This window comes from Pseudomonas sp. TE24901 (assembly GCF_054058375.1).
On the sequence record NZ_JBSSAF010000025.1, the window covers coordinates 1 to 26,989 of the forward strand.

The 26,989-nt window shown below is 61.7% G+C and carries 19 protein-coding genes and 1 pseudogene; 13 read left to right on the forward strand and 7 right to left on the reverse strand.

Translation table 11 applies throughout. The features are described 5' to 3' along the window. Positions 1 to 104: 104 nt before the first annotated feature. A complete protein-coding gene (pdxR, locus tag ACVWVP_RS30045) occupies positions 105 to 1,478 on the reverse strand; it encodes a MocR-like pyridoxine biosynthesis transcription factor PdxR (RefSeq protein WP_457409763.1) in 1,374 nt (457 codons plus the stop codon). 133 nt (positions 1,479 to 1,611) lie between these two features. On the opposite strand from pdxR, the gene ACVWVP_RS30050 reads away from it, so the two are divergent. From ACVWVP_RS30050 to ACVWVP_RS30070, 5 genes are all read left to right on the forward strand, one after another. Continuing rightward, positions 1,612 to 2,088: a carboxymuconolactone decarboxylase family protein gene (locus ACVWVP_RS30050; RefSeq protein WP_457409765.1), complete on the forward strand. Its 477-nt coding sequence runs from the start codon at positions 1,612 to 1,614 to the stop codon at positions 2,086 to 2,088. Next, positions 2,081 to 2,521 carry an N-acetyltransferase family protein gene (locus tag ACVWVP_RS30055; RefSeq protein ID WP_457409712.1) on the forward strand — a complete coding sequence of 147 codons (441 nt, stop codon included), beginning with the start codon at positions 2,081 to 2,083 and terminating at the stop codon, positions 2,519 to 2,521. Before ACVWVP_RS30050 ends, ACVWVP_RS30055 begins: the two co-directional genes overlap by 8 nt. Further along, a complete protein-coding gene (locus ACVWVP_RS30060) occupies positions 2,518 to 3,111 on the forward strand; it encodes an FMN-dependent NADH-azoreductase (protein ID WP_457409715.1) in 594 nt (197 codons plus the stop codon). The genes ACVWVP_RS30055 and ACVWVP_RS30060 overlap by 4 nt, the downstream gene beginning before the upstream one ends. Positions 3,112 to 3,170: 59 nt before the next feature. Then, on the forward strand, positions 3,171 to 4,322 hold the full coding sequence (locus ACVWVP_RS30065) for a MalY/PatB family protein (protein ID WP_457409718.1): 1,152 nt from the start codon (positions 3,171 to 3,173) through the stop codon (positions 4,320 to 4,322). Positions 4,323 to 4,409: 87 nt separating this feature from the next. Next, positions 4,410 to 7,757 (forward strand): hypothetical protein, encoded by a 3,348-nt coding sequence (locus ACVWVP_RS30070; protein WP_259171269.1) that lies wholly within the window; start codon positions 4,410 to 4,412, stop codon positions 7,755 to 7,757. 66 nt (positions 7,758 to 7,823) lie between these two features. Here ACVWVP_RS30070 and ACVWVP_RS30075 read toward each other — a convergent pair whose 3' ends face one another. Next, entirely contained in the window at positions 7,824 to 11,921 is a 4,098-nt protein-coding gene (locus ACVWVP_RS30075; RefSeq protein ID WP_457409721.1) for a hypothetical protein, read from the reverse strand. A 462-nt stretch (positions 11,922 to 12,383) separates the two neighbouring features. Next, positions 12,384 to 12,599 (reverse strand): TOBE domain-containing protein, encoded by a 216-nt coding sequence (locus ACVWVP_RS30080; RefSeq protein ID WP_003173733.1) that lies wholly within the window; start codon positions 12,597 to 12,599, stop codon positions 12,384 to 12,386. Between the two features lie 332 nt (positions 12,600 to 12,931). Here ACVWVP_RS30080 and ACVWVP_RS30085 point away from each other — a divergent pair, with 332 nt between their 5' ends. Genes ACVWVP_RS30085 through ACVWVP_RS30095 form a run of 3 tightly spaced genes read left to right on the forward strand, consistent with a single transcriptional unit; the run spans position 12,932 to position 15,439 of the window. Continuing rightward, positions 12,932 to 13,888, forward strand: a complete 957-nt coding sequence (locus ACVWVP_RS30085; protein WP_457409723.1) for an aliphatic sulfonate ABC transporter substrate-binding protein — start codon at positions 12,932 to 12,934, stop codon at positions 13,886 to 13,888. 10 nt (positions 13,889 to 13,898) lie between these two features. Next, complete coding sequence (locus ACVWVP_RS30090; protein WP_259171266.1) at positions 13,899 to 14,726, forward strand: ABC transporter permease; 828 nt, start codon at positions 13,899 to 13,901, stop codon at positions 14,724 to 14,726. Beyond that, positions 14,723 to 15,439: an ABC transporter ATP-binding protein gene (locus tag ACVWVP_RS30095; RefSeq protein ID WP_178923028.1), complete on the forward strand. Its 717-nt coding sequence runs from the start codon at positions 14,723 to 14,725 to the stop codon at positions 15,437 to 15,439. Before ACVWVP_RS30090 ends, ACVWVP_RS30095 begins: the two co-directional genes overlap by 4 nt. 84 nt (positions 15,440 to 15,523) lie before the next feature. Here ACVWVP_RS30095 and ACVWVP_RS30100 read toward each other — a convergent pair whose 3' ends face one another. The 4 genes and pseudogenes from ACVWVP_RS30100 to ACVWVP_RS30115 form a co-directional block, all read right to left on the reverse strand. Beyond that, positions 15,524 to 16,450, reverse strand: a complete 927-nt coding sequence (locus ACVWVP_RS30100; protein ID WP_457409727.1) for a FecR domain-containing protein — start codon at positions 16,448 to 16,450, stop codon at positions 15,524 to 15,526. Beyond that, positions 16,447 to 16,965 (reverse strand): annotated as a pseudogene (locus ACVWVP_RS30105) (sigma-70 family RNA polymerase sigma factor). Before ACVWVP_RS30105 ends, ACVWVP_RS30100 begins: the two are co-directional and overlap by 4 nt. A gap of 92 nt (positions 16,966 to 17,057) precedes the next feature. After that, a complete protein-coding gene (locus ACVWVP_RS30110; protein ID WP_178923034.1) occupies positions 17,058 to 17,675 on the reverse strand; it encodes an LbetaH domain-containing protein in 618 nt (205 codons plus the stop codon). Positions 17,676 to 17,717: 42 nt separating this feature from the next. Beyond that, positions 17,718 to 18,794, reverse strand: coding sequence for a sigma-54 interaction domain-containing protein (locus tag ACVWVP_RS30115; protein ID WP_457409729.1), 1,077 nt, complete (start codon positions 18,792 to 18,794; stop codon positions 17,718 to 17,720). 390 nt (positions 18,795 to 19,184) lie between these two features. On the opposite strand from ACVWVP_RS30115, the gene ACVWVP_RS30120 reads away from it, so the two are divergent. The 5 genes from ACVWVP_RS30120 to ACVWVP_RS30140 all read left to right on the forward strand — a co-directional run bounded on the left by ACVWVP_RS30120 (position 19,185) and on the right by ACVWVP_RS30140 (position 26,975). Then, positions 19,185 to 20,252, forward strand: coding sequence for an ABC transporter substrate-binding protein (locus ACVWVP_RS30120; RefSeq protein WP_457409731.1), 1,068 nt, complete (start codon positions 19,185 to 19,187; stop codon positions 20,250 to 20,252). A 14-nt stretch (positions 20,253 to 20,266) separates the two neighbouring features. Further along, positions 20,267 to 21,493, forward strand: coding sequence for a lipase family protein (locus ACVWVP_RS30125; protein WP_178923040.1), 1,227 nt, complete (start codon positions 20,267 to 20,269; stop codon positions 21,491 to 21,493). Between the two features lie 12 nt (positions 21,494 to 21,505). Continuing rightward, complete coding sequence (locus ACVWVP_RS30130; protein ID WP_457409734.1) at positions 21,506 to 22,711, forward strand: LLM class flavin-dependent oxidoreductase; 1,206 nt, start codon at positions 21,506 to 21,508, stop codon at positions 22,709 to 22,711. Positions 22,712 to 22,715: 4 nt separating this feature from the next. Beyond that, positions 22,716 to 24,272, forward strand: a complete 1,557-nt coding sequence (locus tag ACVWVP_RS30135) for an ABC transporter substrate-binding protein (protein WP_457409737.1) — start codon at positions 22,716 to 22,718, stop codon at positions 24,270 to 24,272. Positions 24,273 to 24,413: 141 nt separating this feature from the next. Continuing rightward, a complete protein-coding gene (locus ACVWVP_RS30140) occupies positions 24,414 to 26,975 on the forward strand; it encodes a TonB-dependent receptor plug domain-containing protein (protein ID WP_457409740.1) in 2,562 nt (853 codons plus the stop codon). The last annotated feature ends 14 nt before the right edge of the window (positions 26,976 to 26,989 follow it).

The following is a 26,989-nucleotide window of genomic DNA, read 5'->3' on the forward strand; positions in this document are numbered from 1 at the left end:
GTGTTGGGGCAAGAGCCCTTTTGGTTACTTTTGGCTGGGCCGGCATTCCGGGCTCTTTTCCAAAAGTGACCCGCCGTAAGGGCGGAACCAATAGCGGCCGTTACCTAAATTCCGGATATACACCCCCCAATAACTCCCTTCAAAACCAAAACAACCGAATCAGCCTCCCCAGCCGTACACAAATTGGTAAACCCCATCAACACCCCCTGCCCACCCCCAGCCTCCAGTGTCCACCCCGACAACGCCTGCACCCCCAACCCCGCCTTACCCGCCGCCCGGGCCACCACCTCATCGGGCACGTCCACCAACAACCGCGCCAGCAAGTTAATCCCGCCCGCCTGCTCATCCACCCGCAGAAACTCCGCACAATGCGCCTGCAACGCCGCCACCAACCACCCGCGCCGTTGCGCATACAACTGACGCATCTTCTTCAAATGCCGCGTGAAATGCCCCTGCTCCAGAAAGTCCGCCGCCGTCAGCTGCAGCAATTGCGCACTGCGCTGCTGCAACACCCGGGCGCTGCGTTCAAAGGGTTCGACCAGCGCCACCGGCACCACCAGATACCCAAGGCGCAACCCCGGAAACAGCATCTTGCTGAAGCTGCCCGCGTAGATCACCCGGTCATCGGCATCCTGGCTCTTGAGCGCCGCCAGCGGCTGGCCGCGGTAGCGGAACTCACTGTCGTAGTCGTCCTCCACCACCCAACTGCCCTGCTCCCGCGCCCAGCTCAGCAAGGCCTGACGGCGCGCCGGACTCAGCGCCACGCCCAGGGGGCTCTGATGCGCCGGTGTGACAATCGCCAGCCGCGCCTGAAGCTCACGCTGCAGACCCTGCTCAACATCCAGCCCGTCTTGATCCACGGGCACCGGCACCAGCGCTACGCCTTTGTGCTGGAGCAACTGTCGCGCATGCAGATACCCCGGGTCTTCGAACCAGCAACGCTGCCCCGCCATCTCCAGTGCATCGCACAACAAGGCCAGGCCGCCCGAATACCCCGCGCACACGAACACCTGGGACGGCGCGCACTCCACGCCGCGGTACAGCGCCAGGTAGCTGGCGATGGCCACGCGCAGGGCCTGCACGCCACACACATCGCCCATGGCCAAACTGTCGGCGTCGGTGCGCCGCACTTGCTGGGTGACCAGCCGCGCCCAGAGTTTGCGCGGGAAGGCATCCAGTGCCGGCAGGCCCATTTGCAGGGGGCGCGGGCCGGAGGTGACAGGTGCCGACACCGGCACACTTTTCAATGCCACCTGCGCCAGCGATTCGGCAACCACCGTGCCGGCCTGCCCACGGGCTTCGAAAAACCCTTCGCTGACCAGCAACTGGTACGCCGTTTCCACCGTGCCCCGCGCCACCTTGAGTTCCTGGGCCAATGCGCGCACCGACGGCACGCGCTCGCCGGGGCGCAGTTGGCCCTGGTCGATGGCCAGGCGAAAACGCCGGTAGATTTCCTGGTACTTGGGCAGTGACGACATCGCAATCGGGCTCGGCGGTAAGACAAGGCGAAGTCTGATCATGTCCCAACCCACTTGTCCAATCATGCCCCTGTCGAGCACCGCACCGGCCACCGAAAATGGCGCATCACCTGACGAACACAAGGATCGCACCATGAAACACCGCCTCGATTACGCCCTGGCCGCCCCTGTCGGCTACAAAGCCCTGGGTTCGGTACACAGCTATGTCCACGGCTGCGGCCTGGAAAAAGAACTGATCGACCTGGTGTACCTGCGCGTCTCGCAGCTCAACGGCTGTGCCTACTGCCTGGACGCCCACTCCCGCGACCTGCTCAAGCTGGGCGTGAGCCTGGAAAAAATCATGCTGCTGGCGGCCTGGCGCGAAGGCTTGCCGCTGTTCACACCGCGTGAACAGGCCGCCTTGGCCTGGGCCGAAACCGTCACCCACGTGGCACAGACCCAGATTCCCGATGCCGACTACGCAGAGGCCACGGCAGTGTTCAGCGAGAAGGAAATCGCCGACCTGACCCTGGCGATTGCCCTGATGAACGCCCTGAACCGCGTCGCCATCAGCTTTCGCAAAGTGCCGGCGGCGATCAAGGCGCACCTGGAGAACCTCGACCATGAATGAGCACGTCGAATTCACCCCCATGGAAACCGAAGCCGACTGCCTCGCCAGCTTTGCCGTGATGCAGCAGCTGCGCCCGCACCTCACGGATGCGCCAGGGTTTGCCCGGCAAATCCAACGCCAGCGGCAGAACGGCTATCACCTGCTGGCCGCCTGCGAGAACGGCAAGGTCATCGGCCTGATCGGCTACCGGCACACCGAGAACACCCTGTATGGCCGCTTCATCTATGTGGATGACCTGGTGGTAGACGCCGTGCTGCAACGTCGGCGCCTGGGGGAACAACTGCTCGAGCGCGTGCGCGAGGAAACCCGCGCCCTGGGTTATCGCTACCTGGTCCTGGACACCGGCCTGCACATGGCCCTGGCCCAGCGTTTCTACTTCCGCCAGGGCTTGTTGCCCAAGGGCTTGCATTTTTCCCAGGACCTGAACCAATGACCCGCGCCCTGCTCCTCAGTTTCAGCCCCCACGGCAAGGCCGCGCACACCTTCAAGCTGGCTCGCGCCTTTTTAAGCGACTTGGTGCCCGGGGCTGAGGTCATCGAGCGCGACTACGGCGGCCAAGCGCTGCCACCGCTGACCCGCGAGTACGCCAATGCACTGACCAGCACGGGCGGGCTGAGTGGAAACGCCACGGCCTTGTCGGAGCAGTTGATCGTTGAACTGGAGGCCTGCGACCTGCTGATCATTTGCACCCCAGTGCACAATTTCACCGTGCCGGCCGCGCTCAAGGCCTGGGTCGACCATGTGGTGCGCATCCAGCACAGTTTCACGGTCAACGAACAGTTTGAAAAAGTCGGCCTGCTGGACGACCGGCGCACCTTTGTGCTGGTCAGTTCCGGCAATTCGCGCAAGGGCCATGAACCGGACTTTCTCACGCCCTACATGACCGCCATCCTCGCGACGGTAGGCATCCGCAGCGTGGAGTTCGTTTACCTGGGCGCCATGGTGCGGGGTGAAGATGCGGTCAAACGGGCCGTCGAGCAGGCCCATCGGCAACTGTCGGAGGCAATCAGCACTGGCCTATAAAATTAATGGCGCTAGAATCGGCGCCATTCTTTGCCCGCCTCCCTGACACGAGCCCCTCCATGAGCTTTGATTTCGACACGATCCACACTCGCCTCGGCACCGGCAGCACCAAGTGGAACCGTTACCCGCAAGACGTTTTGCCGATGTGGATCGCCGACATGGACATCGCCGCGCCACCCGCCATTCTGCAGGCACTGCACGCGCGCCTCGACCAGCAAGTGCTGGGCTACAGCGTGGCCGGCCCGGACGTTCGCGACGCCATCGTCGCAGACCTGTGGGCCAAGTACGCCTGGCGCGTGTTGCCCGAGGAGCTGTTGTTCCTACCCGGCGTGGAGCCCGGTTTCAACATGGCCCTGCATGCCTTTGTGCAACCGGGCCAGCCCGTGGTGCTGCAAACCCCCAACTACCGTCCGATCCGCCTGGCGCCCGGTCACTGGAACCTGCCGCGCATCGAAGTGCCGTTCGAGTTGATCGACGGCGAATACCATACCCCGCTGCCCGCAATGCGCGAAGCACTCAAGGGCGCCGGCGCGCTGCTGCTGAGCAACCCGCACAACCCCATGGGCAAGGTTTTCCCCCGCGAAGAGCTGCAAGCCGTGGCCGATGCGTGCCTGGAAAACGGCGCACTGATCATCAGTGACGAAATCCACGCCGAGCTGTGCTTCGACGGCCGCCGTCACATTCCTACCGCCAGCCTCAGCCCAGAGATCGCCCAGCGCACCATTACCCTGATGTCGGCGAGCAAGGCCTACAACGTGGCCGGCCTGAAAACCTGCTTTGCCGTGGTGCAGAACGCTGAAATTCGCGAGCGCTTCAACAACGCACGCTGTGGCATGGTCGACAGCGTCAGCCCCCTGGGCCTGGAAGCCACCCGCGCCGCCTACAGCCAGTGCGGCGAATGGCTGGACGCGCTGGTGCAGTACCTGCAAGCCAATCGTGATTACCTGTTGAACGCCGTGCAGACCCGTTTGCCGGGCGTGGTGATGCACGCGCCACAAGGTACTTACCTCGCCTGGCTCGATTGCAGCGCCCTGGGCCTGGACGACCCGCAGCAGTTCTTCCTCGAACAAGGCAAAGTCGGCTTGAGCGCCGGTATCGAGTTTGGTGATGACAGCCAACAATTCGTGCGCCTGAACTTCGGCTGCCCACGGGCGATGCTCGAAGAAGGCCTTAAACGCATGGAGCAGGCCCTGCGCCACCGCCAGGCCTAATTCACAACTTTTCGCAACGAGTGGCCAACCCCTGCTGTTACTGTTTTTACCGCTACGTCCCACCGGTAACAGTAGGAGTTCCATGGCATGACGACACAGCCCCTCGATCGCGCGTCCGACCCCAAAGCCCTTCCCCGCACGCCGCCCAAGTCCGGCGCGGCGTTCCATGTGCTGCTCAAGAACAGCGCCAACAAGAAGGTCGAGGCTCAGGACAAGACGCCGTCGGGGCTCGATGCCAGCAAGCAGCAAGGCTATGAGCTGGCCGCCAAGGACGCCACGCCACCGCCGGCCCTCGCCGACTACAAGGCCATCGGCCCACCCGACGAAGTCGGGCCCGGGCTGATCCGCTATGAAACCCAGGACGGCAAGAAAGTCATCGTCAGCGAGCACGACAGCCCGGAACTGTTCAAGCAGGTCAGCGAAGACTTCAAGGCGCTCTCCGGCGTGGTCGCCAGCCAGAATGCCGGCTATCAAAGCCTGGGCGGCGATGCCACGGCCCCGGAAAAACTCGCCGACTACAAATCCCTCGGCCCACCGGATGAAACCGGCCCGGGCGTGATCCGCTACGAGACCCAGGACGGCAGCAAGTTCGTCGTCAGCCAGCGCGACAACCCCGAAGCGTTCCAGAAAGCCAAGAACGACTACGAAAGTTTCATGGGCCTCTCCAGCAGCGAAGATGCCGGCTACAAGCGCGCCAGCGACAACGAAGTGTGGCCGCCCTACGCCGGCACCACCGTTGGCCCCGAAGACGAAGTGGGCCCGGGCCTGATCCGCTTCGAAAGCAACGGCCAGAAAATGGTCGTGGCTCGCGACGACAACCCCAAGCTGTTCGACTACCTGGCGGGCCTGCACGAGGTCTACACCCACCCGGACAAAAAAGCCGTGGTCGAAGGCGAACTCAACAACGGCGCGGTGCTCGCCGATGCCAACACCCCGGTTCCAGGGCTGAACGACTACAAGACCTTCAGCTGGAACAACGACCAGAAAGACAGCATCCTCACCTACGAACTGCACGACGGTACCAAGGTGGTGGTGTCGTCCGACGTCAGTCCCGAGCTGTTCAAGAGCGTCGCGACTGCCCATGACACCTGGGACAAGATCCACACCAGCGAAGACGCCGGCTACAAGCTGGCCGGGCCGAATGACTTCCTGAAAAACACCGACATCACCTTCGGCTCCCCGGATGAACTGGGTGACGGCCTGATCCGCTATGAAACCAGCGAAGGCAAGGTCATCGTGTCCAAGGAGCTCAGCCCGCAGCTCTACGACGACGTCAAGGCCAAGTGGGACGCCTTCAGCGCCGGCGCGGTGGACGACACCCGCAGCAAGCACAACCTGCCCAAGGCCGGCGACCTCGATGTGCTGAACATGGACACCGGCGTGCACGCCGATGAAAAGGACGACAAGTCGCCGACCCTCAGCGTGAGCGAACTGGCCACTACCCAGTTGATCGACACCTACCGCGCCGGCGTCAAGGACGGCTCGATTCCCAAGGACGACCCACGGGCCAAGCTGGTCCGCGCCCTGGAGGCCCAGGCCGCCTACCAGAACGGCCATGGCATCACCGGCTATGAAGAAGCGCGGCGCCCGTTCAACACCACGTGGCGCGAGTTCGATGACAAGCAGACCGAGCTGACCTCGGCCGACATGCACGACATCATCGATGGCAAGGCCGTGCAGCAACAGATCGGCGAGCTGTTCAAAGACCCGACGGTGCAGGCCGACTACAAGGCGAAGATGGACGACGCCATCAACAAGCTGCCGAACAAGGACGAGATCAAGCAGAAGCTGCTGGACCTCACCGCCAACCCGGACTACGTGCTGTACCTCAAGGACCTGCAAGACCAGGGCAAGACCTCCGAGGCGCAAAAGGACCTCAGCGACACCCTCACCTCGCTGTCGCTGTTCGACCCCGAAGCTGCGAGCAAGGCCGCGCAGAACATCCAGGCCGACGGCTTGACCACCGACCTCAACGCGATCCTCTCGGACCCGAGCAAGATCTCCGACGAGAACAAGGAACTGGCGACCAAGGACCTGTTCGGCCTGCTCAAGGGCGTGCTCAAGGGCACCCTGCTCGACCTGCCGCGCCGCTCCCAGGAAACCCTGGAAAAATTCCTCAACGAAGGCCTGCAAGGCAAGGAGAAATCCGCCGCCGTCACCAAGGCCCTGGAAGAACTCGGCGAGGTGTACAAGAACAACGGTGCGATCAGCGAAGCCGACCTCAAGACCGCCCTGAGCAAACCCTATATCCCGGTGGCCGATCGCGGCATGCTCGGCGAGGTGTTCCACACCCTCAACAGCAAGGGCATCCTCGGCTCCCTCGGCGCCGGTGTGACGATGTTCTCGGCGATTTACCAACTGGTGGGCAAAGGCGGCAAGCTGGGTGAGACCCCGGCCCAGCGCATGACCATCGCCAAGGACTTCCTCAGCTTTGCCGGCGGCTCCAGCCACTTTGTGCGCCTGGGCGACAAGATCGGCGAAACCCTGGGCAAAGGCGGCCTGGTGGACTTCCTCGGGCTGGACAAGACCCTGCCGGAAATCTGGGGCAAGAACGGCCTGCAGGAGCCGAACTTCGAATTCCGCACCAGCGAACTGCCCACCGAGGTCAAGAACAAGATCGCCACCGCCCTGGACGCCGTGCCCGACAGCCAGTACGACGGCATCTCCAAGCTGTTCGGCGAAAGCGACAAGGCCGTCACCGAAGCCACCGAAGGCCTGGCCACCCACCTGGATGACGGCCTGGCCGCCGCGGGCGCGGCCAAGCTGGGCGCGTCCAAGTCAGCCAAGATTGCCGGTTCGGTGATCAAGGTGCTCGGCCCGGCCACGGACATCGCCGGGGGGTTTGCCGATATCGTGTTGGGCGCCCTGGCGATCAAAAGCGGTGTCGACAGCAAAGACCCATTGGCCCAGGCGGCCGGCGGCCTGCAAGTGGCGGGCGGTGCATTCGGCGCCTCGGCCGGGGTACTGGGTGCCGCCGCACTGTTTGGCGCAGGCACGGCGGCGGCGCTGACCGGGCCGTTGTTCCTGGTGGGTGTGGTACTGGCGGTGGTGGGTGGGATCATCGGCTACTTTGTCGATCACAACAAAAAGCAGAAGGCCACCGAGAAAGAAAACGACTGGTACCGCGACCTGGCCGGCGACGGCCTGCTGCAGGACAACTGGGCCGATAAGGTCGAGTACGCCCACTACGAAATCCACCACTACGGCGGCCGCGACGCGCCGACCGACGACAGTATCTTTCGCTTCCAGCAATCGGAATGGGAACACTTCGACGAAACGCCGCAAAAAGGTGGCTCGTCGAGCAACCGGCTGGACGGGGGCTTGCACAAGCACTACGAAGACCCGAACACGCCGCCCAAGCAACTGCCGTCGGACGCTCCGCCGGAGAAACCCCAACCTCACCCACCGGGGGGCAGCGGCGCAAAAATCATCTGACCGGCCTGCACATGGCCATTGACTGGCTGGCACCTTGGCGAGGTGACCAGCCAGCTGATGGGGCTATCAGGCCGCTGGCAGCGACTCAGGCTTAGACGTATCAGCCTGGATTTTAAGGCTGTTCACCTGCAGCGTTCGGTCCGCGGAGCCGTCTCGACGCGGTGCGTTGATCACCATCATCACCCCGTCGTTGGTGATGAACACAGGTCGGGCCTTATTGTCCTTTGCATCACTGGAGAACGCCCTCGTAAAAAGCAGCGTTCGGCTGTTCCCCGGCGTGCCGTCACTCACATCAACCGACAAATCACCCGTACTCGACACACGCCATCCGGAGATCTGTGCCGCGCTGTAGTCGAGTTTGACGACACTGCTGGCCGGGTCGTCGATCACCACCTTCCCGTACCCTTTGTTCACGATGTAGGTGTTGTGCCCGCCTTCTCCCGTAATGTGGGCACCGCCCTGCACACGCACAACGTTCGCGCCTTTGCCGGTGAACACCACATCCTTTTCACCGTTGAGCGTGAACAGGTTGTTCTCATCATTGCCCTGGATAAAGCTTTCCCCGCCCTCGACCGTACTCACGCTGGAAAACGATTGAAAATGCGCGATTTTCTTCACCCCCTCCGTATTCGAATCCTCGGTTTTGACCGAGATCGTATTCGTCTTGAAGTTAATCACGTGGCCTGCGTATCGAGCGGTTTTATCCTGCCCGTCTTCCTTGTACGACGTTGTCAATGCACCGGAAAATGCCAGGGTATTACGACCACCGTGACCATCGAGTGATGTTTGCCTTGGGCTGGTGCCGTCCTTGGCGGTCGTCGAACCCACTTGCTCGGCCTGCGACAACGTCTGACGGGCATCGGCGTTAAACACCACCGTATCGTCGGCGTCCCCGCCGTTAATGCCCTTTTTGCCGCCGCCCATCAAAAAGTAATTGGGCTTGGACTTGATACCCGTCACCCAATCATCGCCACCACCCAGATCCCACAGCGTGGTCTTATGCTCTCCGGGCACACCCTCTACGGCAATGACAGACTTGCCGTTCCATGAGTTGAACGTACCTGAAATATGGTCATTCCCGCCCGCGGCTTCAACCTTAGTGACTTGGCCCGGCACACTGATCTGGTGCTGCAACCAGGTAATGGGCGAATACCAGAGCGCCGGCGTCAGCGGGACCGTACCCGGCACCTGCTTGGCCTCGACATCTGTTGAGCCGATCACCACCCGCTCAAACTGTTCTTTGCCCGGGCCGTCCAGAAACGCTTGGTAGCGGGCCCTGTTCTGCTGCTCGTATTCGGTGCTGTATTTCTTTTCCAGGTAGGGTTTCATCACATCGAATCCTGGCTCAAAACCCAGGAATGATTTAACGCCGGTGACGAATTTCTGCCCTCCCGTCAGCGGTGTGTATTTCTCAATGTCTTCTACGGTACGCACAGCCGTATAAATCATCTGCGCAGTCATCAAGACCCCCGCCACAATCAGCCCCGCCGGCCCTGCAGCACTGGCGCCCGCCAGAAACGCAGTGCCCAGGACGATCGATGTCGTCGCGCTGGCAATCGAAAATGCACCGTTGACGTAATGGTCTTGAGCCTGTTTCCCGGTGCTTTCACCTGCATCTTTAAAGGATTTGACGGCCTGGTAGATGTCAAAGGGAACACTGATGACCAGGCCGGCCCCACCCCCGACCTTTCCTATCATCTTGCCGACGCTGGACGCTTTGAAGCCAAGTACCGAAGGCCCCATCTTGCTGGCGGTATGTTGCGCCACCTTGTTCAGGCCAGCTTCGACCCCCATCCCGACATAATCGGATGCCACCGCCCCAAGGCCGATGACACCCCCTGTTGTATCGCCTTTCTGAAGGCTCTCGATAGAACTGCGCAACCCTTGATACGTGCTGAAAGCCCGAAATCCAAGCCCGGCGGCATTCGTTTTTGCCCCGGGCTTGCCAGTCGCTGGCGGGGAAAAAAAATCGGCGGGCATTGGTTTCCCGCTACGCACCAGATCACGTACTGCCGCGGATCGCTGTGATGTTTCAGCAACAAACTTCTGAAGCGTGTCAGGAACGAGCCCGCCATCGCTGCGAGTCATCAAAGGAGCGTCAGTGGGACTGCGATTGGCCGCCAGTTCGCTGACAATGTTTGCCATGCGTTCAGCGTCTTCAGGCGGCGCCGATTGCAGGTACGCCAGGAGGCGGGTGTAGTCGATCTGCACCTTACCGGTTGTATGTCCCTGCGAATCAGGGACCATTGCACCTACTACCGGCTTGCCACCAACCTGTACCCCCATTTGGTAAAGCTCGGCGCGACTGACGTCCATCTCGCCAACGCGGATTGGCGGTTGGCTGGCGTCCTGGGCTTGCAGGCGCTTGAGTTCAGCGTCGCCCTCTCTGGAGAATGTATTGCGTCCTTGGGGCGCGGCGGGCGCTGACTTATCCGTGCTTGGCAACAACAGGTTTTCGACCGCGTTTTGGGTATTGCTGTGCAAACGCACCCCATAGAGACGCGCGGTATAGGCGCCCTCTACCACTTGGCGTGGATTGGCGTGCGAACTGACCGGCGCGCCATCCACCAACTTCAGAAACCCGCCGGAATCACCGTTGTAATGACCCAGCATGCCGAGCTTTCCGAGCAGCAACGCCGCTTGTTTTGCGGTGATTGGAGCGTCGCCGTTGCGTTGAGCCTGGCGACCCACTTGATCCGCGACAGTGCCGCCTTTGGCCGCAGGAGGGTTGAAGAAATCATCACCGACAATCAAAACAGGAGGACGCCTCATAAACAACTGCGTTTGCGGTCGACTACCGGGTTTGGCAATGATGACATTGATGGTCGAACCCAGTGACTTCACCACACCTGGATCACTTTGCTGAAGCTTGAGCAACGCGGCTGTTATTGCGTCGGTCACGTGCTGTGACTGGTCAGGCCCCATACTGAGATCGCGAGCCATATTGAACTCGATGCCCTGAATAACAGCGCTCTCAGATTTCTTGTATTTCCCCAGTTTATCGATAACCAGATGAGCCCGCTTTTGTTCCATACGCTCAAAGGCATAGGGGTAGTCAGCCGGCCCGCGCGCCTCATTGATTGCAGCGATCAACTTCTGCTCCAGTTCGATCATACGAGGCGAAAGCGCGCTGCCTGGATGATGGCGCATAAAACGCCTTACAGCGGCCACCGCCTCTATCGCTTTATGAAACTGCGACATCCCCTTGGAGCTATGCACGTGTTTCAACTCATACGAAACTCTGTTGTAGTCGGTCATCTCGGCAGAAGATGGCCCTGCTCCCTGAAACGTCAGATTTTCCGCCGTTGGAACATGTGAAACATTGATAATATTGAGAGTATCCAGCCCACTGAGAGGAGCGTTGTACATAAATCTTATATCGTTTGACGCGCCAGAAAGGGCTGGCAGGTGATCAGGATTAAATACACTTATTTTGTACAGAGGTTTTCCGCCACTCTGAAATTCTGTCTCCAAAGAACCCTTCAGCGCGGGGTGTTCAAATATCTTTTTCAGTCCTTTTTTAAAGCTTTCTTTGGAAGAGAACATAGTAAAACCAAAGTTCGGATCGAAGAAGTAGTAGGCGTGCTGTCCTTGGGGATTGACAATGACACCTGCTGTCACACGGTGACCGCCAGTGCTGATCAAGAGTGTCTTGGTGGTGGGCGAGTTGATCAGTTCCGAGGCGATGGCGGCAGGAGGCACAAACTTCGTGGTCTTCGAATCATGCGCAACATCGGGATCTGTAACGACCGCGTGTACTTGAGCCAGTTTCTTGAAAAACGCCAGGGACTCAGGCGCATCCGGATCCGCAAGCGCCTGATAGATGTTACCCAGAAAGATATGCTCTTTTCCCTCGGCTATCGCCAGCGACATTAAGTGAGATATCCCTGCACATTGCCCTGGGGACAACTGGTTGATGACCCGCAGATAGAATCCCTGGGACATCGGCGTTACTTTTACACCCTCACCCGTCATTATTTTCGTAAACAGATTGACATCTTCAAGTCTTTCGTTACCCAGTCGCTTTTCAATCATAAACTTCAAAGCACCCATCTGCTCCGGAGTGAACGACGGGGCCAGGCTCAGCCGCATAAGCTGAATATTGCTCATGTCCTTAAAATAACCCGGCAACACGACAGCAAAAGGGTTGTTGTAACCGTTCATGAACGACTCATAGTTGAGCCCCGACTTAGCCTGGCTGACCTTGCTGATAAAATTCGCAGGTACGTCGTGATCCGGTATAACAACAGGGGGCGGAGTGGCCGGCAGGTCGGCAGTATTAGGAAGTTGCCTGCGCGTACGCTTATGGGTGGCGTCACCCGCGTGTTCATTGGGGGAAAAAATGGGAATATGACGCGAGCCGGTTGCCGAGGAGTTTAGGTGCATAAGTGTCCGAACTATAGATATATAACCTTGCCCTCCCTGCAACATGATTCCCTGGCCTGAACATACAAAATGGCAAAGGGCGTCAATGTAAGGATTATCTGAACAATGCTATTTACAACGTGCCCAATAAGTTCCCAGTTAATTTATTATCAAGCATTGCGCTTGTGAGCATGATGCAGAAGGTAATAACTTTGGATAAGAACAGCAGGAAACCGGCTGGCCGGCTCCCTGTTCAGATACCTACAACTTGGCGATGGACACTTCAGTGGACTTCACAAAGGCAATCACCTCACTGCCCACCTTCAATTCCAGGTCACGCACCGAGCGGGTGGTGATCACCGAGGTCACGATCCCGGACGCGGTCTGCACGTCGATCTCAGACACCACCTCCCCCAGCAGGATTTCCTTGATCACGCCCTTGAACTGGTTGCGCACGTTGATCGCTTTGATGGTCATGTCGGCTTTCCTTTTGGCTGTTGGGTCAATCCGCACGAATGCGCAGGCCCTCAAAATGCGCCAACGCTGAAGACATTAAAAGGAATATATAACTCTTTATTTATTCCTGATAGATATATAAGCACTGTTCGCCTATCAACAGTGGATCAACACTCTGCCCTGTTCCATCACAGTACGTTCAGCGTAAAACCCCGCAAATGCGCCTCCGCGCGAGCTGGCACAGAGACTGCATATTCCTATAAAGCATGATGGAACATGCCGTTTCAGTTTTCTGAATATAAGAAAAGCCTTCTCTCAACGCCTTGTTCGCTTATGTAGCCCGGAGCTGTTCCATGACCCTCTTCACCACACGTTTACTCGGCGCGTGCGCCCTCGCCCTGTGCCTTCAACCCCAGGCATTTGCCGCAGAAACCGACCCGGCCCAAGTCAATCTGGATTACGCCTACTACTCGCCCGTGAGCCTGGTGCTCAAGCATTTCGGCTGGCTGGAGCAGGCGCTGCCGCAGACCAAAGTCGGCTGGGTACTGAGCCAGGGCAGCAACCGCTCGCTGGAGTACCTCAACAGCGGTGGCGTGGACTTCGCCTCGTCGGCCAGCCTGTCGGCGGTGTTGAGCCGCGCCAATGGCAGCCCGATCAAATCGGTGTACGTCTACAGCCGCGCCGAATGGACCGCGCTGGTGGTACGCAAGGACTCGCAACTCAAAAGCGTCAACGACCTCAAGGGCAAGAAAATCGCCGCCACCAAGGGCACCGATCCGTACCTGTTCACCCTGCGCAGCCTGCAAAAAGCCGGGCTGAAAAAGGACGACGTGGAACTGGTGCACCTGCAACACCCGGACGGCCGTACCGCGCTGGAGAAAGGTGACGTGGACGCCTGGGCCGGCCTCGATCCGCACATGGCCGCCAGCGAAATCCAGGCCGGTTCGCGCCTGCTGTACCGCAACAAGGACTTCAACAGCTACGGCGTGGTCAGCGTCACCGAGAAGTACGCCAAGGAGCACCCGCAGACCATCACCAAAGTGCTCGGTGCCTACGAAAAAGCCCGCGACTGGGCGGTGAAGCACCCGGATGAGTTCGCCAAACTGCTCGCCGACGAGTCCGGCCTGCCGCTGGAAGTGGCCAAGCTGCAGTTGTCGCGTACCGACCTGAGCACGCCCTTCCTGAGCAGCAAGGATGTGGTGGCGTCCAAGGCCGCCGCGCCGATCCTGGTGTCCGAAGAATTGGTGCGCAAAGGCGTGAATGTGGACCAGGTGATCGACCAGTTGATCGACACCTCGTTCGGCCGTTAAGGAGCGCGTGATGACAGGCAAAACCCAAGCACTGCCGCTTGCCGCGTCGGTGGTGATTAACCGCAGTGCGTGGCCGCGCCGCCTCAAGGGCCTCGTGTTGCCGGCATTGATCCTGCTGGTGCTGGAGGTGGTGGTGCGTGTGGGTTGGCTGCCGTCGTACCAGATGCCGGCGCCCAGTGAGGTCGCCACGACACTCACTGACCTCGCCGAAGGTGCGTTGTGGAAACACATCAGCGCCAGTCTGTTACGGGTGTTGCTGGGCTTTGTCATCGGCGCAGGGTTGGCCCTGGTGTTTGCCGCCTGGGTCGGCCTGAGTCGCGAGGCCGAAGCCTACCTGGAACCGACCTTCGCCGGGCTGCGCTCGATCCCGAGCCTGGCCTGGGTGCCGTTGTTGCTGCTGTGGCTGGGGATCGATGAAACCTCGAAGATCGTGCTGATCGCGATTGGCGCGTTTTTCCCGGTGTACCTCAACGGCGTGGCGGCGATCCGCGACATTGATCGCAAGCTGGTGGAGGTCGGGCAGATGTACGGTTTCAGCAGACGCCGGCTGGTACGGCGGATCCTGCTGCCGGCCGCCCTGCCCGGCCTGTTTACCGGGTTGCGCAGCGGCTTGAGCCTGGCGTGGATGTTCCTGGTGGCCGCCGAGTTGATCGCGGCCACCAAGGGCCTTGGGTATTTGCTCAGTGACGGGCGGGAAACCTCACGGCCAGACATCGTCCTGGCAGCCATCATCGTGTTGGCGGTACTCGGCAAGATCACCGACGGCCTGCTGGCAGCGCTGGAAAAACGCTGCCTGGCCTGGCGCGACACCTTCAATGGCCAAGGAGCAGAGCAATGAGCAGCCAACCGTTGTTGCAGATCCATGTTCAACGCAAAAGCTTCGCCACCACCACCGTGCTCAAGGATGTGCGCCTGGCCTTGCAACCGCGTGAGGCCGTCAGCCTGCTAGGCCCCAGTGGCTGCGGAAAAAGCACACTGTTGCGGATCGTGGCCGGGTTGGAGCAGGACTATCAGGGAGAACTGCACAGCCCCGAGGGCGAGGTCGCGTTTGTGTTCCAGGAACCCCGGCTGATGCCTTGGCTCACGGTGGAACAGAACATCGGCTTCAGCGACGACGACCGTTACGACAAAGCCTGGGTCACCCAACTGATCGAGGAAGTCGGCCTCACGGGCTTCGCCCAGGCGCTGCCCAAGGCGTTGTCCGGTGGCATGGCGCAACGGGTAGCCATTGCGCGCGGCCTGTATTCACGCCCGCAGGTGTTATTGCTGGATGAGCCGTTCAGTGCGGTGGATGCGTTTACCCGCATGAAGCTGCAGGACTTGCTGCTGCAACTGGCGGCGCACCATGCCATCGCGTTGCTGCTGGTGACCCATGATGTGGATGAGGCGCTGTATTTGAGTGATCGGGTGCTGGTGATGGACAACCGACCGAGCAGCATTCGTCAGGAACTGGCGGTGGACCTGCCACATCCGAGGGATCGGCGCGACCCGTTGCTGGCCCAGCTCAAGGCATTGTCCCTGACCGAGCTGCAACGTGCCCACGTCATCTGACCCACCCCTGTAGGAGCCCGGCTTGCCGGCGATGGGGCCCTTGAGGACACCATCGCCGGCAAACCGGGCTCCTACGAGGTTGTGTCAGGCCAGGGATTTGCGGGGGGTCAGGGTGACCCAGTAGCGGGTACGTGCGTGCACTTCCAGGCCGAGGGTAGAGGCCAATAAAGTGAGAATGCGATCCGTGTCATCCAGGCGAAAGCTGCCCGTCACCCGCAGCGTTTCCAGGCTTGGGTCCCAGCGCAACACGCCAGGGCGATAACGCTCCAACTCGCGCAGGAAGTCACCCAGCGTCTGGTTCTGCGCCGTCAGCACACCGTCACGCCAGCCCAGTTGCGACAGGTCAAACGGTGCCCACGCGCCCAGTCCGCCGGCATTCAGCGACGCCTGCTGCCCCGCCTGCAACGTTGCCATTTGCCCATTCAAGTCGCGCACCTGCACGGAACCCTTGAGCACTGACACCCGGCAACCCGCAGCCAGTTGCCGCACGCAAATGTCGGCCTCCCTCACCTCCAACTCGCCGTAGCGCGTGCGCAGCGTCATCGCTGTTGGGCCCGGCACGGTCAGCGCCAGTTCACCGTCCACCAGGGTGATACGGCGCTGCGCCAAATCCACATCCACCGCCGTCGCGGTATTGAGCTGCAAGCTGGCCCCATCCGCCAATGGCAGGCGCTTGCGCTCGCCGGTGGCGGTATGCAGGTCGGCACGCCAGGTCTCGATGGGCAATTGGCGGCTGATCAACCAGGCTGTCGGCACCAGTGCCGCCAGGCCCAGCGCACGCTTGAGCACGGCGCGACGCCCAGGTTGCGGGCGGTCGAGGCTGGCCATCGCCAGCGCCGGGGGCAAGTCGTTGAAACGCTGGCGCAAGGACTGGGCTTTCTGCCAGGTCTGTTCGTGCTGGGGGTGGCTGTCGCGCCATTGCTGCAAGTTGGCGTGATCGCCTTCGGTGGCTGCGCCGGATTCCAGCAGTGCCAGCCATTGCGCAGCGGCGCGGGCGACGTCGCGGCTCACAGGTCCACCAGCAAACAATGCTCGTAGGCCTGGGCCATGTAGCGTTTTACCGTGCGTTCGGACACCTCCAGCCGCTCGGCAATCTCGCGATAGCCCAGGCCTTCCAGTTGGCTCCACAGGAACGCACGGCGCACCAGGGTCGGCAAGCCGTCGAGCAATTCGTCCAGGGCTTGCAGTGTTTCCAGCACCAGCCAGCGTTGTTCCGGCGACGGCACGCAGGCATCAGGAAGGCTCGCCAGGGCGTTCAGGTAAGCCTGTTAGAGACTGCGCCGTTGATGAAAATTCACCAGCAAACGCTTGCCGACTGTCACCAGGTACGCCCGGGGCTCCTGCATCTGCGCGACCGGTTGAGCACTGGCCAGCACCCGCAGGAACGTATCTTGGCTCAGGTCCGCCGCATCCCAGGCGTTGCCCAGGCGGCGTCGCAACCAGCTTTCCAGCCAGCTGCGATGGTCGCGGTACAGGCTCGACAGCGTGTGTTCCGGGGCGTGGGTCGAGGCAACAGCATCATTCATGGCAACAGACCTGCGCGGCGCGAGTGAGTCTCAAATGAGATTCATTCTATTTAATAACGCGCCGGCACACCATGCCCTTTTCAACATTGCGTTTAGGCAGACACCTCTGCATCGAACACTTGCCCGCGTCCCACCACACGTTCAGGCGCCAGCACGGCACCGGGCGCCAACACCGCATTGGCGCCGATGCGGCATTGATCACCGAGCAACGCGCCAAACTTGTCGCAACCGGTACGCTGCAAGTGCCCGTCGACGCGCACCAGCACTTCCTTGTCTGCGCGCTCATTGCGGTAGTTGGCAACGATGCTCCCGGCTTCCAGGTTGATGCCATGGCCCAGCACCGAATCGCCGACAAAGTTGAAATGCGCCAGCTTGCTGCCACGGAAGACAAAGGAGGTTTTCAGTTCGGCGCCAGGGCCGATGATGCACTGCGCGTCCAGCCAGCAGCCGCCACGCAACAACGAGCCACTGGCGATAAAGCACTCGGCGCCGATGATCAACGGTCCCTTGAGCAAGGCACCCGGCTCCACGATGGCCGTGCGGTGAACCGCCACGTCGCCGTCGATGTGGTAGTCGTCAGCGGGCAACTCGGCGAGCAGTTGGCGAACGATCACCGGTGCCTGGATGACCAGCGCCCAGGGCGCAAGGTCTGCCCACGGCGCCAGCGCAGAGGTGGAAAAATCGGCAATAAAGTCACTCAGTCGGATCAACGTCGAACCCTCCAGTGGTGAGAGAAGTTCGAAAACCTAGCATTACTGGCCGTCGAGTAATACCGGCTTGCCCAGCTCGCCGATTTTTTCCAGGCGGGCGCGCACGATGTTGCGGCTGATATTGAGCAGGCGCCCCGTCTGCAATTGGTTGCCGTGGCAGTAGCGATAGGCCGCGCGAAAGATCGTCTCTTCGATGTGCTCGTACAGGTCCGGGATGTTCTGTTCGAACAACGCATTCAATGCGCCTTCCAAGTCCACCGGGCCGCTCAACGCCAGCGGGGCATGACTGGCCTCCTCCTGGCGAATGCCCGAAGAACGCATGTCCACCAGGTGCAAATCCGCTGGCTGCACCCGCTGGTTACGGCACACCAACAGTGCGTGGTGGATCGCGTTTTCCAACTCGCGAATATTGCCCGGCCAACTGTGTTCGAGCATCTTGCGCTCGGCCTCGATACTCAGGCTCGCGCGGTTGTAACCCAGGCGCTGGCAGTGTTCCTCCAGGAAGAATTCAGCCAGGGGCAGGATGTCCCCTGGGCGTTCGCGCAAAGGTGGCAGGCGGATGGTTGCGACGTGCAAACGGTAGAACAGGTCCTCGCGAAAATGCCCCGCTACCACGGCGTCGGCCAGGTTGACGTTGGTCGCGGCCACCAGCCGTACATTGATCGGAATCGGCGTGCGCGAACCCAGGCGTACCACTTCGCGCTCCTGCAACACGCGCAGTAACTTGACCTGCATGTTCAGGGGCAAATCGCCGATTTCATCGAGAAACAAGGTGCCGCCATTCGCCGCTTCGAACCAACCGGCCTTGTGGGTGGTAGCGCCAGTGAAGGCGCCCTTTTCATGGCCGAACAGTTCACTTTCCACCAGGGTTTCGGCGAAGGCGCCACAGTTGACCGCCACAAATGGTTCGCGTCCGCGACGGCTCAGGGTGTGGATGTGCCGCGCCACCAATTCCTTGCCGGTGCCGGTCTCGCCGATGATCAAGGTGTTGGCTTCGCTGGGGGCCAGGCGCTCGATGCGCGCCAGCAATTCCTGGGAGCGCGGGTCCTTGAAGACCAGCACGGTGGCACGCACCGACTTGGTCAATTCACGGGCATTGGGATGGGTGATCAGCGACATGGTGCATTCCTGGCAGTAAAAGCGCGTGCTCAATAGTGCATGAACTTTTCTAGACCATTTAATTATAAATTAATATTTACATATTCCCTGATCGAATATACCAACAACCCAACACCCCGCTGCTGCTGGAGCAGCAATCAGCCAGCACTTGCGTGTTTGCTCACCAGCAACACGGGTGGGGCGGCCCCCTGTCCGAATCGCTGAAACCCTTGCCCTACACGGGCTAGAGCGGTTGTGACAGCGCCTGGCATGCAATCTGCTCTCTCCCTCCCAACACGATTCCCCCTGTAGGAGCCGGCTTGCCGGCGATGAGGCCCTTAGGCCTTGCAGCCTCATCGCCGGCAAGCCGGCTCCTAGAGGGGATCGCTCATTCAGGTAGGGAGAACACCCATGAAAAACGTTTGGCGCAAGAGCATCGCGGTGCTGTTCGGGGTGCTGGCATTCAGCGCAGTCCACGCAGACCCGGCCTCAGTAAAAATCGCCATCGTCGCCTACACCCAAGGTGGCAAACCGGTGTTCGGCGGCATCGCCGGGCGGGTGATCGAGGACGGTTGGCTGGAGGCGCAACTGCGTGAACGCGGGGTGAAGCTCGAATGGATCGCCCTGCCCCACGCCGGCGCCGGCCCGCAGATCAACGAAGGCTTCAGCAACAACAGCCTGGACTTCGCCGTACGCGGTGACTTGCCGTCTGTGATCGCCGGCGCCGGCGGCGTGCCGGGCAAGTTGATCGTGCCCGGTGGCAGCGGCAACAACATCTACCTGGTGGTGCCCGAAGGCTCCAGCGCCAAGACCATCGAAGACCTCAAGGGCAAGCGCCTGGCGCTGCACCGTGGCCGGCCGTGGGAGTTCGCGTTCAGCAACTTCCTGGCGAGCAAAGGCCTGACCCTCGACGACTTCAAGATCGCCAACCTCAACCCGCAGGTTGGCGCCGCTGCCGTGTCGGCAGGCAAGGTCGATGCCGCCGTGCTGCTCAGCGAGGCTTATGCCCTGGAAGACAAGGGCGTGGGCAAGATCATCTGGTCGACCAAGCAAGGCAGCAACGACTGGCGCCTGGTCTCTGACCTGTGGGGCACCGAGGCGTTCGTGAAGCAGCACCCGGACATCACTCAGTTGCTCGCCACCGCCTGGGTCAAGGCGGCGTGGTGGATTTCCCAGCCGCAGAACCAGGACGCCTATTACCAACTGTCTTCCCGCGCCGGCACCGCCGAAAGCGTGCTGCGCCGTGACGATCAAAACGACCCGGTGGCCTGGAAGGAACGCTGGGCACCGAAAAGCGATGCGCAGCTCAAGGCCCACTACCAGGCGCTCACCGCCTATGCCCTGGCCAACCACCTGATTCGCGACACCTACGACATCGGCCCGTCACTGGCCACCGGCTTTACCCATCAGGCGCTGATCGACCTGAAACTCACCGACTACTGGCCGGCCCTGCGTGGCCAGGTCAGCACCCATCCGTGATAGGGAATTCGATAATGAAACTGCCGCACTCCTTTGCCTTCGGCCTCAGCATCCTGGCCTTGTCCATGGGCGTCTTCGCCGCCGACGCCTACGCGCCAAAACCCGACCCGCTGCAGGGCGATGGCCGTGTCTCAGCGTTCTACACCTGGGACAAAGCCATCCCGGCCACCCCCGGCAAACTGCTGCGCAGCGAGCCGCTGGACAAGACCATCAGCCTGGCCAACGCCGCCAGTGCCCAGCGCATTCTGTACACCTCCACCAACGGCATCGATAACAAGACCCCGGTCGTGGTCTCCGGCGCGCTGTTCCTGCCCAAGGGCACGCCGCCCAAAGGTGGCTGGCCGGTGGTGAGCTGGGGCCACGGCACCGTAGGCGTGGCCGACGTGTGCGCACCGTCGTGGCAAGGCCGTTCGTACCGCGATGTGGAATACCTCAACCGCTGGCTGGCCGAAGGCTTCGCCATTGTCGCCACCGACTACCAGGGCCTCGGCGTTCCCGGCGGCCACCCGCTGCTGAACAGCCGCATGGCCGCCTACGGCATTCTCGACGCCGCCAAAGCGGTGGTCGCCGGCGTACCGGGCCTGGCAGACAAAGTGCTGATCGTCGGCCAGTCCCAAGGTGGTGCCGGTGCCTTTGCCGCTGCCGCTTACGCGGCCACCTATGCACCCGACCTGGGCGTGAAAGGCAGCGTCGGCACCGGCGTGATCTACACCCTCGACTACGCCAAGAACCCCAGCGAAGAAGTGCGCAACAAAGTCGACCCGACCCTGGCCTACGGCTTCTACACCTTGCTCGCCGCCCAGCAGTACGACCCGAGCATCAACCCGGCCGACTTTTACACCGACAAAGCCCTGCCGATCTTCGAACAGGCCCGCACCAGTTGCCTGTTTGCCCTGGAAGGCGACGTGGAAGGCCTCGGCCTGAGCATTGCCAATACCAAGAAAGACTACAAAGGCAAACAGCTCGCGCCGTGGCTCGCGCAGGTGTCGTACCCCACACTGAAAACCTCCAAGCCGATCTTCATCGGCACCGGCGCCGAAGACACCACCCCCGCCGCCGCGACCCAGACCAAGCTGATGCAGGACGCCTGCAACGCCGGCTCGGTGGTCGAGGGCCATCTCTACAAAGGCCTGGGCCACAGCGCCACGGTCAATGCCTCGCTCAGGGATTCGATCCCGTTCGCCCACAAGGTCATCAACGACCAGCCGATCACCCCGATCTGCGCCCCGACCGCCCAGTAAGCAGGAGGCTTCATGAGCATCGAATTCTTCACCCGCTTGCCCTTGCACGGCGAAACCCAGTTTTTACCCGGCGACCCGCGCAACCGGGGCGACTGGCATCGCGGCGGCGCCAACAGCACCGGCGCGGTCTCGGGGTTCAGCGTGGGCGACCCCTTCACCTATATCGACTACCTGGGCCAGATTGCCAAGGCGGCGGAAATCAATAAATTTGGCGGCGCATTGATGGTCAACGCGCCCACCGGCGAAGAACCCTGGACGGTCTGCTCGCTGCTCGCCCGCGAGACCCGCACCTTGCAATTCGTGACCGCCTTCCAGCCCTACCACTACACCCCGTGGGTGGCGGTGCAACAGGCCGCCACTTACCAGCGCGCCACTGGCAACCGTCTGGTGTGGAACATCATCAATGGCGGTTCGGACGTGATCCAGCGCCAGGTCGGCGACTACAGCGATCACGATGAACGCTACGAGCGCGCCACCGAGTTCATGGACGTGGTCAAGGGTTATTGGCACAACGAAACCTTCCACTACGACGGCAAGTTCTACAAAGCCGACGGCGGTGGCCTGCGCGGGCCGCTGAAAAAAGCGCAACTGCCGCTGATCTGCACGGCGGGCTCTTCGGTGGCGGCACGAGAGTTTGCCGCCAAGCACGCCGACTTCTACCTGATGCGCGCCGAGCACCCGGACGAAATCGCCGCGTTGATCGCCGACCTGCGCCAGCGCGCATTGAAATGGGGGCGCACCGACATTCGCTTTGGCCTGTCGATTGATGTGATCACCCGCGAGACCGAAGAGCTGGCGCGTACCGAAGCCAAGCGCTTCTTCGACGAAGGCATCGCCCGTGGCGCGGTCAAGGCAGTGGCCGCCCACGCCGGGCTGCGCACTGCGCGCAAACTCAGCTACGAACATGGCTTTGCCGAGAAGAACGAAACCCAGGGTTTTGATGATTTCTTCATCCACCCCAACGTGTGGACCGGTTTCGGCTACATCGGCATCCCACCGGGCTGTGCGCTGGTGGGCAGCTATGAAAACGTGGTGGCGCGGATCCGCGAGTACAACAGCATCGGCATCGACCTGTTTTTCCTCGCCGGCTACCCGCACCTCGAAGAAGCCTATCGCCTCGGCGAGCACATCCTGCCGCACTTTCGCAGCGAGCGCGCCGAACTGAGCCGCAGCACCGAGCCGCTGCGCGAGCTGCACTCAGCCAACGGCGGAGCCTGATGCCATGACCTTACTGCTGAGCCGCCGAGACTTTCTCGGCTACAGCGCAACCGTCGGCGGCGGCCTGCTGCTGGCCGGTTGCGGCCCAAGTGACGCGCCCACCGCCACCGCCGGCAACAACCAGCCGCGCTATGGCGGGCGCCTGCGCCTGGGCATTCTCGACGGCAACCAGAGCGGCAACCTGGATGCGCACAAGCCAGTGGGCAGCGGTATCGTTCGCGGCTTTGCGCTGTACAGCAAGCTGTGGGAATGGGACGAGCAGATGCAACCGCGCCTGGCCCTGGCCGAATTCGCCGAGCCGAATGCCGACGCCAGTGCCTGGACCTTGCGCCTGCGCCCGGGCCTGGAGTTCCACAACGGCAAGACCATCGACGCCGACGACCTGATCTTCTCGATTCGCCGCCTCACCGACCCGCAACTGGCGTCACCGTATGCCGCGCTGCTGCACTGGGTCGACCGCGACAACCTGGTCAAGCTCGACAACCGCACCGTGCGCCTGGGCTTTCGCGAGGGGCGCAGCTACATGCCGCTGGCAGAAACCTGGGTCAACTTTGGCGGCATCGTGCCGGTGGACTACCACCCGGTGACCAACCCGGTAGGCGCCGGCCCCTACAAGCTCAAGAGTTTCACCCCGGGGCGACGCTCGCTGTTCACCCGCTTCGAGAACTACTACAAAGACGGCAAGCCCTACGCCGATGAGCTGGAGATCATCGACTTCAAGGACCAGGTCGCACGCCTCGCCGCCTTGCGCGCCGGGCAGATCGACATGGCCAATGTGATGCCCACCGAGCAACTGCCGATCCTGCAAAAGGACCCGCGCCTGCAGGTGATCAAGTCGGTGACCGGCAATTGGCTGTCCTTCGACATGAACCTGGACAAGCCGCCGTTCAACGACCCACGGGTGCGTGAAGCGTTTCGCCTGCTGGCCGACCGCGATGAGCTGGTACACCGTGCCCTCAACGGCCAGGGCCGCGTGGCCAACGACCTGTATGCGCCCAGCGACCCCACCTTCAACCACAGCCTGGGTCCGCGCCCCCATGACCCGCAACGCGCCGCGCAATTGCTCAAGGAAGCCGGCCAGGAAAACCTCGAAGTCGAGTTGGTCACCACGCCGGGGCCGGGTTTGAGTTCGGCGCTGGTGCTGGCCGAGCAGGCCAAGCGCATTGGCGTGACCCTCAAGGTCAAGCAAGTGGACCTCGCCACCTTCCAGGGCCCGCTGAAGAACGACTGGACCCTGAGCACTGGCGGCAGCATTGGTGCGCCGTTTTTGGCCAGCGCGATTCATACCGATGCGCCGTTTGCGGTGTCGAACAAGACCCACTTCAACGACCCGCAATTCAGCGAGCTGTTCCTCGCCGCCATGGCCCAGCCCGACCTGGAGAAACGCAAGGCCCTGGTGCATCAGGTGCAGCAGATCCAATACGAGCGCGGCGGCATGTTGATCTGGGGCTACGCCGACCTGCTCGACAGCGTGTCCACACGCGTCGGCGGTGCCAGTGCCGAAGCGTCGCTGTTCAGCACCTGGCGCTTCGAGAAGCTCTGGCTCAAAGACACCGCCTGATCCCCCACGCTCTGTAGGAGCCCGGCTTGCCGGCGATGGCGTCCTTGAACGTTGCGCCGGATTCGAGGGCCCCATCGCCGGCAAGCCGGGCTCCTACAAGGGATCTGCGTTTTCAATTCTTTTTAATGGGGCATTTCTGCCATGCACGCTATCGCCTTGCGTTTACCCCTGCTGCTGGCCGCCACCCTGCCACTGCAGGCCTTTGCCGCCGACACCCAACTGCAAACCGTGACGGTGCAAGCCAGCACCGCCGAGTCCGATGACGACGCCCTGCCCACCCGCCCGCCGACCTCGGTGTACGGCGGCACCGAGGCCAAGGTGCTCGACACCCCGCGCTCGGTGGTGCAGATCAACACCGAGCAGTTGGCCAACGGTTCCATCCACAGCGCCGATGACCTGGTCAAATACGCCCCCGGCATCACCCGGGGCGGTGGCCAGAACGCCGGTATTGCCCCGCAGTTCCGTGCCCAGGGCTCGGAGATCTTCCAGGACGGCCAGCGCGGTTACGCCGTGCGCCACCCGGCCAACTTCAACGCCTACGAGGGTGCCGATATCGTCGCCGGGCCGTCCTCGGTGACCTACGGCTCGGTGTCCGGCAGCGGCGGTTATGTGAACTACCTGAGCAAAAAGCCGGACTTCAATCAGTTCAAGACCAAGCTCAGCGGCGAACTGGGCTCGTGGGTACCCGACGGCACCTCGCGCAGTTCCAACAAATTCAGCATCGACAACACCGGCCCGCTGACCGATAACCTGGCGTATCGCGTGAGCATCACTAAGCAGCGCCAGCAGGATTTCTACGACAACGTCGACAACAACTTCGACGCGTTCTACGGCGCCTTCGCCTGGCGCAACGACAACGTGCGCGTGGACTGGAACGCCAGCTACGACAACTACTACGACTACAACATCACCCACGGCTGGAACCGCGCCACCCAGGACCTGGTGGACCACGGCAAGTACTACGCCGGGCGTGCCACGCCGATCATCCAGAACGGCAACACCCTGTGGTCGCCGGTCCTTGCTTCCGGCGCTGCCGATGCGCCAACCCTCGGCTGGGTGCAGCGCCAGCGCAATGCCCAGGGCCAATACAGCGTGGTCGATGGCAGCTTCCAGACCGCCTCGCCCAACACCCAGGCCAACCCCGGCAGCCTGCGTGGCTGGGTGTACGACCCGACGCTGGCAGGCAATGGCGAGCAATCGTTGTCGTCACAGACCGGGCAGCGCAAAGAGGATGAAAGCAGCTCGCGGCGCTTCACCACGCAACTGCGCATCGAGGCCGATCTGTCGCCGACCATCACCCTGGCCAACAGCACGTTCTACGAGCGCTCCAAGGACATCACCGACGCCGTGGGTGCCTTCCAGGTGCAATCCAAAGACACCATTTTTGATAACCGCTTCGAGTTCCGCTCGCGCAACGAAACCCAAGTGGGCGGTTGGACCCTGCGCGACGAGAGCAACACCGGCCTGATCTATCGCCGCGAGTTCAACCAGTCGATTGCCGCCAACAACAGCTTCGGCTCGACCATCAACGCCTATGACCTGACCCAGAATCCGTCCGGCAAAAACCCGGGCGACCTGCTCGGCCTCGACGGCAGCAACCCGGCCGGGGGCAACGGCGCGTGGATCGGCCAACCGGGCGTGCCGCAGTATTCCAACTATTACGGCTGGCTCAACCTGCCACCGATGTATGCGGCCGGGCATGGCCTGTATGCGGAATCGGTGGCGCCCTACACCGCCGAAAGCACTTGGACCACCAAGACCCTGTTCAGCCAGCACAACCTCAAGTACGGCGATTATTTCGGCCTGAACATCGGCGCCAGCCGCAGCTGGATCGAGGCCGAGATCCACAACCCCTTCGCCCTGGCCGGTGGCAGCCGACGCCAGGACAACGACAACTACCGCTTGTTTGCCTTCCAGGTCAGCCCCTATGTGAAACCCACCGAAAACACCACGCTGTACTACACCTTCGACCGCTCGCTGGCGGTGAACACCGGGTTCTTCTCCAACGGCCTGGGCTGGGGCAGCGGCAGTGGCGCCAACAGCCTCAACCCGCTGGCGTTCCAGAGCCTGAGCGTGCTGCATGAGGTGGGCGTGAAGGTCGAGGCGGTGCCAAACCAGCTGTTCATGACCCTGGCCGCATTCAAACAAGCCCGGGATCAGGCGCCCGACAGCAATAACAACATCGCGCGGCTGATGATCAAGGGCGTGGAAGCCACCGTGCGTTATCAACCGGACGATCACCTGCGCAGCGGCCTGAACCTGTCCAAGCTCAACGCCTACAACGAGTTCACCTCCCAGGCCGGGTTCGCTTCGGCGGGATTCATCCCCGACAACGGCACGGTGTTCGGCGACAACAACAGCCTCAATCAGCGGCCGTCCGGGCGCTATGACGCGGTGCAGATTCCCGAATACACCGCCAGCGGCTACGTGGACTACCGCTTCGATTCCGGCTTTGGCGCCGAGCTGTCCGGCTGGTGGACCAGCAGCTGGTACTTGAACCTGAGCAAGACCGTGAAGATTCCCAACGAATACAACCTCGACCTCGCCCTGTACTACCGCCAGCCGCAATGGAGCACCACGTTGCGCGTACTCAACCTGACCAACGAACTGAACTTCGTCAGCGGGCTCGCCGGTTCCACCAACACCTTTTTGCAACCCATGCCTGGCCGCACCTTGCTGGCCCAGGTCGACTATCAATTCTGATCCGCACCAGGAGC

What these genes read in the sequence shown, in the direction of transcription:
- pdxR (WP_457409763.1), bottom strand. Translation starts at nt 1,478, where the DNA reads ATGTCGTCACTGCCCAAGTACCAGGAAATCTACCGGCGTTTTCGCCTG.
- ACVWVP_RS30050 (WP_457409765.1), top strand. Translation starts at nt 1,612, where the DNA reads ATGAAACACCGCCTCGATTACGCCCTGGCCGCCCCTGTCGGCTACAAA.
- ACVWVP_RS30055 (WP_457409712.1), top strand. Translation starts at nt 2,081, where the DNA reads ATGAATGAGCACGTCGAATTCACCCCCATGGAAACCGAAGCCGACTGC.
- ACVWVP_RS30060 (WP_457409715.1), top strand. Translation starts at nt 2,518, where the DNA reads ATGACCCGCGCCCTGCTCCTCAGTTTCAGCCCCCACGGCAAGGCCGCG.
- ACVWVP_RS30065 (WP_457409718.1), top strand. Translation starts at nt 3,171, where the DNA reads ATGAGCTTTGATTTCGACACGATCCACACTCGCCTCGGCACCGGCAGC.
- ACVWVP_RS30070 (WP_259171269.1), top strand. Translation starts at nt 4,410, where the DNA reads ATGACGACACAGCCCCTCGATCGCGCGTCCGACCCCAAAGCCCTTCCC.
- ACVWVP_RS30075 (WP_457409721.1), bottom strand. Translation starts at nt 11,921, where the DNA reads ATGAACGGTTACAACAACCCTTTTGCTGTCGTGTTGCCGGGTTATTTT.
- ACVWVP_RS30080 (WP_003173733.1), bottom strand. Translation starts at nt 12,599, where the DNA reads ATGACCATCAAAGCGATCAACGTGCGCAACCAGTTCAAGGGCGTGATC.
- ACVWVP_RS30085 (WP_457409723.1), top strand. Translation starts at nt 12,932, where the DNA reads ATGACCCTCTTCACCACACGTTTACTCGGCGCGTGCGCCCTCGCCCTG.
- ACVWVP_RS30090 (WP_259171266.1), top strand. Translation starts at nt 13,899, where the DNA reads ATGACAGGCAAAACCCAAGCACTGCCGCTTGCCGCGTCGGTGGTGATT.
- ACVWVP_RS30095 (WP_178923028.1), top strand. Translation starts at nt 14,723, where the DNA reads ATGAGCAGCCAACCGTTGTTGCAGATCCATGTTCAACGCAAAAGCTTC.
- ACVWVP_RS30115 (WP_457409729.1), bottom strand. Translation starts at nt 18,794, where the DNA reads ATGTCGCTGATCACCCATCCCAATGCCCGTGAATTGACCAAGTCGGTG.
- ACVWVP_RS30120 (WP_457409731.1), top strand. Translation starts at nt 19,185, where the DNA reads ATGAAAAACGTTTGGCGCAAGAGCATCGCGGTGCTGTTCGGGGTGCTG.
- ACVWVP_RS30125 (WP_178923040.1), top strand. Translation starts at nt 20,267, where the DNA reads ATGAAACTGCCGCACTCCTTTGCCTTCGGCCTCAGCATCCTGGCCTTG.
- ACVWVP_RS30130 (WP_457409734.1), top strand. Translation starts at nt 21,506, where the DNA reads ATGAGCATCGAATTCTTCACCCGCTTGCCCTTGCACGGCGAAACCCAG.
- ACVWVP_RS30135 (WP_457409737.1), top strand. Translation starts at nt 22,716, where the DNA reads ATGACCTTACTGCTGAGCCGCCGAGACTTTCTCGGCTACAGCGCAACC.
- ACVWVP_RS30140 (WP_457409740.1), top strand. Translation starts at nt 24,414, where the DNA reads ATGCACGCTATCGCCTTGCGTTTACCCCTGCTGCTGGCCGCCACCCTG.